8 protein-coding genes are annotated in these 8,019 nt (G+C 36.9%); all 8 read left to right on the forward strand.

Annotated elements, in window-relative coordinates; genetic code table 11:
• Positions 1 to 252, forward strand: a 252-nt coding sequence (locus J7K93_04250; GenBank protein ID MCD6116205.1) for a T9SS type A sorting domain-containing protein, incomplete at its 5' end; no start/stop codon positions are given.
• A gap of 471 nt (positions 253 to 723) precedes the next feature.
• Positions 724 to 1,008 carry a co-chaperone GroES gene (groES, locus tag J7K93_04255; GenBank protein ID MCD6116206.1) on the forward strand — a complete coding sequence of 95 codons (285 nt, stop codon included), beginning with the start codon at positions 724 to 726 and terminating at the stop codon, positions 1,006 to 1,008.
• 40 nt (positions 1,009 to 1,048) lie between these two features.
• Positions 1,049 to 2,671, forward strand: coding sequence for a chaperonin GroEL (gene groL, locus J7K93_04260; GenBank protein ID MCD6116207.1), 1,623 nt, complete (start codon positions 1,049 to 1,051; stop codon positions 2,669 to 2,671).
• Between the two features lie 347 nt (positions 2,672 to 3,018).
• Positions 3,019 to 4,239 carry a PLP-dependent aminotransferase family protein gene (locus J7K93_04265; protein ID MCD6116208.1) on the forward strand — a complete coding sequence of 407 codons (1,221 nt, stop codon included), beginning with the start codon at positions 3,019 to 3,021 and terminating at the stop codon, positions 4,237 to 4,239.
• Positions 4,240 to 4,411: 172 nt separating this feature from the next.
• Positions 4,412 to 5,521 carry a flippase-like domain-containing protein gene (locus J7K93_04270; protein ID MCD6116209.1) on the forward strand — a complete coding sequence of 370 codons (1,110 nt, stop codon included), beginning with the start codon at positions 4,412 to 4,414 and terminating at the stop codon, positions 5,519 to 5,521.
• 152 nt (positions 5,522 to 5,673) lie between these two features.
• Positions 5,674 to 6,003: a hypothetical protein gene (locus J7K93_04275; GenBank protein ID MCD6116210.1), complete on the forward strand. Its 330-nt coding sequence runs from the start codon at positions 5,674 to 5,676 to the stop codon at positions 6,001 to 6,003.
• Positions 6,000 to 7,010, forward strand: coding sequence for a V-type ATPase subunit (locus J7K93_04280; GenBank protein ID MCD6116211.1), 1,011 nt, complete (start codon positions 6,000 to 6,002; stop codon positions 7,008 to 7,010). The genes J7K93_04275 and J7K93_04280 overlap by 4 nt, the downstream gene beginning before the upstream one ends.
• Positions 7,011 to 7,021: 11 nt before the next feature.
• On the forward strand, positions 7,022 to 8,019 hold a 998-nt coding region (locus J7K93_04285; protein MCD6116212.1), incomplete at its 3' end, for a hypothetical protein.

The following is an 8,019-nucleotide window of genomic DNA, read 5'->3' on the forward strand; positions in this document are numbered from 1 at the left end:
TATCCGAATCCTTTTAATCAAAGTACAACAATCAAGTATTTTATCCCGTCAGGAAAGATAATAAAAGAACCTGCCAGCCTTAAAATATATAATATTCTTGGTCAAGAATTGACCGTTATTGAAAATTTAGATATATTGCCAGGTGTCCATGTTTTGCATTTTAACAGCAGAAATCTGGGAAGTGGTGTATATTTTTACTCGTTTGTCTTGGATGATTTGGTTTTAATAAAAAAGTTTATTGTAATGGATTAGAAAAAATATAGAAATATTTAGAGATAAAAATTATTACAAATAATTTTGTTATATAAACTCTTTTCAGTTTACTTTATATGCGAAGAAAACCTAATTTTTAATTAAGCGTAAACTGTCAATATTTTGATAGCGTTTGACATGGGTATGAACCGCCAATTGCATAAGCAATTAACCATATTTTGAAGAATAAAATTAACAGATTTATTACTTGAAATATTAGACCTTCCTTTTAAAAATTACAGTATTTACAGTACACTTCAATGTTTCCAAATTATCTAAAATTTTTCTTGACATTTTAAAATTTTAAATTATATTATAGCTACTGTTGGCACTCAATCTATCTGAGTGCTAAAAAAATATCTTAACTGTTTGATTTTACAGTTGGATATATGCAAAATCAAAAGTGGCTGGGTTGAGCCATTATATTTGTAAAATTTATGGAAAACGGACAAAAAAACAGGAGGTAATTGAATGAACATTAAGCCGTTATCCGATCGCTTGGTTGTAAAACCTTCCTCTGCAGAAGATAAAGTGCAGGGTGGAATAATTATTCCTGATACTGCAAAGGAAAAACCCCAGAGGGGCGAAGTTGTTGCAGTTGGCCCGGGAAAAGTTGCTGACTCCGGTAAAGCAATTCCCCTGTCAGTAAAAAAAGGGGATACAGTACTTTACGGTAAGTATTCCGGTACTGAAATTACTATTGATAATGAGGAGTATCTTATTGTTCGTGAGAGTGATATTCTTGCAATAGTATAGTAAAATGAGAGTTATTTAATTTAAAGGAGGTTATATAGTAATGGCAAAGATGATTGAATATGGCTCTGATGCCAGGCAAGCTCTGAAAAGCGGAGTTGATCAGCTGGCAGAGGCAGTAAAAGTTACTCTCGGCCCCAAAGGCCGTAATGTTGTTATTGAGAAGAAGTTCGGATCCCAGACAGTGACAAAGGATGGCGTCACCGTTGCAAAAGAGGTTGAGCTTGAAGATCCTCTTGAAAATCTCGGAGCACAGATGGTTAAAGAAGTTGCTTCAAAAACCAGTGATATTGCAGGAGACGGAACTACAACAGCAACTGTACTCGCACAGAGAATTTTCGGTGAAGGAATGCGCAATGTAACAGCAGGCGCAAATCCTATGGAGCTTAAAAGAGGCGTTGATGAGAGTGTCCGTGCTGTTGTCGGATATATAGGACAAATCAGTAAAGAGATTACAGGAAGAAAAGAGATCGCACAGGTTGCTGCAATTTCTGCAAATAATGACAAAATAATTGGTGAATTGATTGCAGATGCAATGGAAAAAGTCGGCAAAGACGGTGTAATTACAGTTGAAGAAGCAAAGACAATTGAAACAACAATGGATGTTGTAGAGGGTATGCAGTTTGACCGCGGCTATCTTTCACCCTACTTTGTAACAGATGCCGAGAATATGGAAGCAGTACTTGAAAATCCTGCTATTCTGATTCACGATAAAAAGATCAGTGCAATGAAAGACCTGCTTCCCGTCCTTGAGAAGGTCGCACAAATGGGAAGATCTCTTTTGATTATTGCCGAAGACATTGAAGGCGAAGCGCTTGCAACTCTCGTAGTAAACAAACTTAAGGGAACTCTGAAAGTTGCTGCTGTCAAGGCTCCTGGTTTTGGTGACCGCAGAAAGGCGATGCTTGAAGACATAGCAATTCTGACAGGCGGCCAGGTGATTTCCGAAGAGACAGGATTCAAACTTGAGAATGCAACAACAGAGGATCTCGGAACTGCAAAGCGTGTAAAAATTGATAAAGATAATACAACGATTGTTGAAGGTGCCGGTGATACCAAAGATATTCAGGCACGTATTTCTCAGATCAAAAAGCAGATTGAGGCAACAACATCTGATTATGACAGAGAAAAACTTCAGGAGAGGCTTGCAAAGCTTTCCGGCGGAGTTGCAGTACTTAATGTCGGCGCAGCTACAGAGGTTGAACTTAAAGAGAAAAAGGCCCGTGTTGAAGATGCTCTTCATGCAACCCGTGCTGCAGTTGAAGAAGGTGTTGTACCCGGAGGCGGACTTGCATTGCTGCGTTCAATCCCTGCTCTTGACAAACTGAAGCTTAAAGGTGACCAAAAGATCGGAATGGAAATTATAAGAAGAGCTCTTGAAGAGCCGGTTCGTCAGATCGCTAATAATGCAGGGCTTGAGGGTTCTGTTATTGTTGAGAAACTGAAGAATGAAGAGGGCAACATGGGGTTCAATGCGCTTACAGAGAAGTATGAAGACCTTATGGCGACAGGCGTGATTGATCCTAAAAAAGTTGTAAGGATTGCTCTTGAAAATGCAGCAAGCGTTGCAAGCCTTATGCTTACAACAGAGGCTGTGATTGTTGAAAAGCCGGAGGAAAACAAGGCACCTGAGATGCCTGCAATGCCTCCCGGCGGAATGTATTAAAAATTATAGTATTTCTGATAAAAAAAGCTTCCGGCAGTATCTGCCGGAAGCTTTTTACTTTGCAAAGATGAGAATTTGAGGCCTTTTCACAATACAAAAAAATAAAATTTACAAAATTTCGAAAAAAGCAGGGTTAAGATATTTTAATGATGGTAATTATTCCTTTCTAAGTATATCATAATACAAGCTAACAGGCTATAAAATCAGAACATAAGGAGTATTATATATAAATTAAGATTGTGATTTATTCAGATATTACTCTTAATTTTGTCTCTTGATTTTCCATAGCCACTTTCGTAAATTACAATGCTTGGTTGTGAGAGCTAATCCATTTTTGGAGGTAGTTTATGTTTATTGAAGAAGCTGAACGACTTTATTCGTCTAATCTTGAAGGGATGAAAAAATCCGTAATCAGGGAGCTGTTAAAACTTACCCAAAATCCTGCAATTATTTCATTTGCCGGAGGCTTGCCGTCTCCCCTTACTTTTCCTGTTGAAGAGATTGCGGATCTTGCAAAAGATGTTGTTTTAAAAGAAGGGAAATGGGCTCTCCAGTATGGAGCAACAGAAGGTATCCCTAAATTCAGAGACGAAATTATAAAATTTTTGAAAAGCGACAATGTATCTGCAGCACAGGAAAACATTCTGGTGACAACTGCATCACAGCAGGGATTAGATCTTGTAGGAAGGGTTTTTATTAATCCGGGAGACCATATAATCCTGGCGTGTCCATCCTATGTGGGCGCTATAAGTGCGTTTAGAGGATATTCGGTTAATTTTGAATGCGTTAATCTTGATGATGACGGTATTATTGTGGAAGAAGTAACTGAGACAATTGAAGCACTCAAAGCAAAGGGAACTTTCCCTAAATTTATCTACACAATTCCTGATTTCCAGAATCCGGCAGGCGTTACCATGTCTTTAGAAAGGCGTAAAAAACTGCTGGATATAGCAAAGCAGGAAGGGATAGTAATTATTGAGGATTCTCCTTATCGTCAGTTACGCTACGTAGGTGAAGATGTTCCTTCGATTTATGAGCTTGATAGCGGTGAAGGCTACGTGATTGCTCTGCGGACATTTTCCAAAATTCTTTTCCCCGGGCTGCGGCTTGGATGGATTATGGCACATGAAAAAATTATTGATAAATTTGTAACAGCCAAACAGGCAATGGATCTTTGTACTCCTCCCATATCCCAGTCAATTGCTTATGAATACATGAAAAGGGGATTGCTTTTAGATCACATAAAGGATAATATTACGCTTTATAAAAAGAGACGCGAGGCAATGCTTAATGCATTGGATAAGAACATACCCGAACATCCTGAAATTACGTGGACCAAACCGGACGGCGGATTGTTTTTATGGATGAGCCTTCCCGAATATATTGATACTGAAAAGATGTTTATGGAAGCAATTGAAGAAAACGTAGCCTATGTAGTCGGCTCTGCGTTTTATGCAAAAGATGGCGGGAAAAATGCAATGAGAATTAATTTTTCTTATCCTTCTGAAGAGGAAATTGAAGAGGGAACTAAGAGATTGGGAAGAGTAATAAAAAGACAGTTAAAATAACATAAGTAGTTGACATCACTCGCCCCCAATTTAGTGATGTTATTTAAAAGAGGCTGGCATGAATTGTCAGCCTCTTTTTGTTGTTCAGCAAAAATTGTTATTGTAAAAAAAACTTGATAAAACCATAAAATAAATGTAGCTTAGTGTTAATTATAATAAAATGAATAGTAAAATGAGAGCGGTTTTAAAATCCACATTATTCCAGCGGGGGATAATAATTTTTGTTGCTTTATCAACAATGATTATTCTTGGTATCCTTGTTTTCACTACAGAAAAGGAAACGTGGAGAAGTATTGCTGACTTTAAATTGATTTATATTCCTGTCCTTGTTTTTCTGGCAATTTTAAGATGGTTTTTTGACGGGGAGGCATTTGTTGTTTTATCAAAATACGGGTCAAGAAGAAAATTATCATTAAAAAGAGCAACTGTAATCAGGCTGGAGGGATTTTTAGTAAGCAGCATAATCCCTATATTGGTCGGTACTCTTTCAACTCATACATATCTTCTGCATAAAGAAAAAATAAGAATAAGCGAAAGTGTAGCAATTGCAGTTCTCATATCTGTTCTGCCTGTTTTTCTTTTTCTTCTGAATGTACCAATTCTGATTTTTATTCGTGACGGTTCTTTTCATCACCATTTTTTTAATCAGCTTTTACGAACAATTTCTGTTCCGATAATTGCCGCAATCCTGCTTTTTATTGTTATCCTTTTTTATCCCGGGATTTTAAAAAGAATCACACGGTTTTTTATTAAAGCAGCAGTTATTTTAAGATTAGTACATAGAGACAGAATGTCATCTGTTAGCGAACGGCTTTTTTCAGAAGTTGACAAATTCAGCAAAATCCTTTGGTTCTATATTGTAAAGAGAAAGCTTGCCATTGTTAGTGCGGGTTTTTGGATACTTGCTGCTTTTACTGTGGATTATTTGATAGCACTTGTTATTATGAGCGGGTTCGGATTTACATATCCTGTAATAAAAAGCATAGCTCTGCAGTTTTTAATGAGGCCGATCATTTACTTTGCCCCTTCTCCCGGAGGTGCAGGTATATGGGAATTTACTTATCTTGGTTTTTTCTCAATATACATGCCGAGATACCTTATCGGCATAGCAGTGTTATTATGGAGGCTCCTTGTAAGTTATATCCCAATGATTGCAGGCCTTGTTCTGTTTATTCGTGAGTTTGGTAATGATAAAAAGATTTCAGACCTGTTTAAAAAAGGATCATCATTAAGAATGGATCTGGAAGACCCTGAAATTTTAGATGAGGAATATAAGAATTAGCCTTATTTGTATTAAAAACATACAGGATTAGAATATTTAATGTTTGTTTTTATGGATTTTCTTATTTAAATTTGCTAAATTTTATAAGTTTATTTTTATTTGGGGAATGCCGATATAGTATTTGTAAATACTCTCTTCATGGAGACATTAGTATGAGTAATATGCAAAATACAGTAGAGCAGATAATCAGTGCTGAAGAGAAAGCAAAAAAGATATTATTGGATGCTGATACTAAGGCTCGGGCTATAAAAAGTAAAGCGGAAGAAAAAGCAGAGCAGATTGTCCATGACGGAGAGGAAGAATCACTCAAAATTGTTAGTCGTTCCCAAAAGGAATCTGAAATTAGGGCGGAAAAAGAACGCCAGGATGTTCTGGCAAAGGCAGAAGCCGAGCTTAAAAAAGCAGACCTTGGTGAAAAAGAAATAGAAGAAATAGCAGAGAATCTTGTAGACATGGTTCTTGGGGTTGATGTGAAAAAATGACAGCTGTTGGTACATATGCAAATCTTAACGCAAAGATCCGTGCAATGAAGTCACAGCTTTTTTCAAGACAGGAACTGGAAAAACTATCAGCATCTCCTGATCTTCCGGCCTTTATTTCCTTTCTGGAAAAGAGCGGCTACGAATTCCCACAGAAAGATAATAGTAAGCTGCACCCAGAAGATATTGAAAAATACATTATAAAAAATCGTATAGACAGAATTAAATCAGTAAAGAGGGCAAGCAAAGGTGAAGTTGGAAAATTGGTTTCCCTTTTTCTTGAGCGGGATGATATCCTGAAGCTGGAATCAATACTCAGGCAGTGGAATGCCGGAATTACTCCTATTAATCCTGTTGTCCCATTTGAAATAATTTACAAATTTCCTGTTAATGATATTTCAAAAGCAAAAACTATTGAAGAGATAGCGGGATTAATCAAGTCAACACCTTTTGCAAATGTTTTAATGAATTCCGTAGAAGATTTTAATAAAATAGGGAACCTCTTTCCTGTTGAAATTGCACTTGAAAAGGATTTTTATTATAGGTTGTTCCAGGAATCTTCAAATCTTTCAAAAAGTGATATGCAGATTATTGATAAAATTGTTGGTACGGAAGTTGATTTAAAAAATGTTTTATGGATCAAACGTCTTAAAAATTATTATGAAATCCCTGTTAATCAGGCAGTGAATTACCTTCTGCCAGGGGGGAGTTCTCTGAAAATAGAAGAAATCAGGAATGCTTTTCTTGAAGGCAGGGAAGATGAGTTTTTATCAGGAAGAAGGATAGTTCCTGAAAAAACTGCAGCAAAAGAAGAGCAGCAAGGCATATTTATGCTGGAAGTTGCCTTGAGAGAAATATTAATTCAGCAGGCGGAAAAGGCTTTTAAACAATTCCCATTTTCCATAGGATCATTGGCAGGATACATTATTCTTCTAAAAATAGAAGAGAGAGAAGTGGTACGTGCACTTTATTCTGTTGCTTACAAACTGCATGAAACAAGTGAAAATTAGCAGAGGCATTGATGTTTACACCTGAAAAAATGGAGTTTGTTCAAATTTTGTTTCCAAAGAAGGAGCTTTTAAAGGTAACTTCCGCACTTGTAACTGAAGGCGGCCTTCAAATTATTGACCCGGGTGAAACAGAGGATTGGGCTAAAAAGCTGGACAAGCCTTCAGTGTATGGTGCTGACGAAGATGTAAAAGATCGAAGCTCTGCAATAAAAAAAGTTGCTGATGAACTTTCCCTTGAGCTGAATTTTGAAGGAATAAAGGCTGCAGAAGGCGAGTGGAAGCACTTAATGGCAAAATTCAGAAGGATTGAAAGGGAAGTAAATTCTGTTATAAAGCAAGTCAGGGAAATTGATAAAACTATTGAGGACAAGGAGAATCTTCTAAAAAGTGCTGTCAGCGTAACTTCTCCGAACCAGCTTAACCCTGAAAAGGAATCGGGAACCTTTATTAATTTTAATTATATAAAAATAAAAGAAGATGTTGTTTTTCTGCTTAAAGAGAGCCTTGCTGAGCTTCCCCATGCACTTACTTCCCTTTTTGAAACTAAACGGGAAGTGGGATTTTTATTAATTTCTTTAAAGAGTGATTATGTACGTATAAAAGAAATATTAAAAAGTGTAGATGCTCTGGAAATTCCGCAGCAGGAAAGGGAAAGATTCCTTCCGGAAAAGGCAGTAATTCAGATTAGAAAAGATATCAGAGCATTGGAACAAGAGAAAGAAAAGATAATGACTGAGCTGCAGGGGATAAAGGTAAAAGAAGCAGATTACCTTCTGTCTATCCTGTACCGCAGTCTTGAGGAACAGCTGCGTTCTGATATTGTGAAAAGGTTCAGAAAAACAGAAACAATGTATCTTGTTACAGGATGGATTCCTGCAGACAGAAGTATGTATATTCAACAATCGGTGCTTTCCGCAACGAGGAACAGATGTGTAATTAAAATAACACCTGCGGAAAATATCGATTCAGTTAAACAAGGCAGAGTGGATGTCCCTGTTGAAATTAATAA

The organism is bacterium (genome assembly GCA_021158245.1).
Classification (GTDB): domain Bacteria; phylum Zhuqueibacterota; class QNDG01; order QNDG01; family QNDG01; genus QNDG01.